The 1,081-nt window shown below is 67.1% G+C and carries 1 protein-coding gene and 1 pseudogene; both read left to right on the top strand.

Annotation, left to right across the window (positions count from 1 at the left end):
- Positions 1–241, top strand: a pseudogene (locus ASE78_RS04650) (IS21 family transposase); the annotation flags it as partial.
- The gene (istB, locus tag ASE78_RS04645) at positions 228–956 is read left to right on the top strand and encodes an IS21-like element helper ATPase IstB (RefSeq protein ID WP_056493929.1); all 729 of its coding nucleotides are present in this window, start codon (positions 228–230) and stop codon (positions 954–956) included. The pseudogene ASE78_RS04650 and the gene istB, both read left to right, overlap by 14 nt.
- Positions 957–1,081: the final 125 nt, after the last annotated feature.

Raw genomic sequence — 1,081 nt, 5'->3', positions numbered from 1 at the left:
GTTCGTGCGGGTGCTGGCAACCGTGCTCGATGACGGGCTGGAGGCTGTGGAAGCGGCCGTGCGCGAGGCGCTGCTGGCCGGCACCGCCAGCGACGACGTCATCGTCAACATCCTGGCCCGCAGGCGAGAACCGCCACGACCGCTGACCATTGTCACACCCGAGGACCTGGCGCTGCGCCATCCGCCTCGCGCCGACTGCAACCGCTATGACAGCCTGCGAGGCCTCCATGCAGCGGCATGAGATGATGACGGCCATGACCGAGTTGGGGCTGAAGGGCATGGCTGGCGCTTTCGACGAGGCGGTCACCACCGGTCTCCAGCGCAAGCGCACGACCATGGAGGTCCTGACGGACCTGCTGCGTGCCGAAGCGACGCACCGCCATGCAGCGTCGGTTCGTTACCGGATGTCGGCCGCCAGGTTGCCGGCGGTGAAGGACCTCGACGCCTTCGTCTTCGACGACACCCCCATCAACGAGGGACTGGTGCGCTCGCTATACAGCGGCTCGTTTCTTCCGGGCCGGCGCAACGTCGTGCTGGTCGGTGGGACGGGCACCGGCAAGACGCACCTCGCCACCGCCATCACCGCCAATGTGGTACGGGCCGGCGCCCGGGGGCGCTACTTCAACACGGTTGATCTGGTGAACCGGCTTGAGGAGGAAACGCGCCTTGGCAAGGCCGGCACGCTGGCAGCCCAGCTCTCCCGGCTCGACCTGGTGGTGCTCGACGAGCTTGGCTACCTGCCGTTCGCCCGCTCGGGCGGCCAGCTGCTCTTCCACCTCGTCAGCAAGCTCTACGAGCAGACCTCGGTCATCGTCACCACGAACCTCGCCTTTGGCGAGTGGCCGACCGTCTTTGGCGACCCCAAGATGACCACCGCGCTACTCGACCGCATTACCCACCATTGCGACATCGTCGAAACGGGCAACGACAGCTGGCGCTTCAAGCACCGCAGTTGACGCCTAGGACCACCGGCAGAGAACGCTTCGCGCTGGTTGCGCCTCCGGTCGGGCTACGCCCGCCCTACGCCGCAACCAGTGCGAACGGTGCGCCCGTCATACCCGTCAAGCTGCTCGACGAAGGG

It is taken from the genome of Sphingomonas sp. Leaf25 (assembly GCF_001421635.1).
Classification (GTDB): domain Bacteria; phylum Pseudomonadota; class Alphaproteobacteria; order Sphingomonadales; family Sphingomonadaceae; genus Sphingomonas.
Note: the sequence above shows the minus strand (reverse complement) of the source record. Positions and strands in the feature narration are given on the sequence as shown.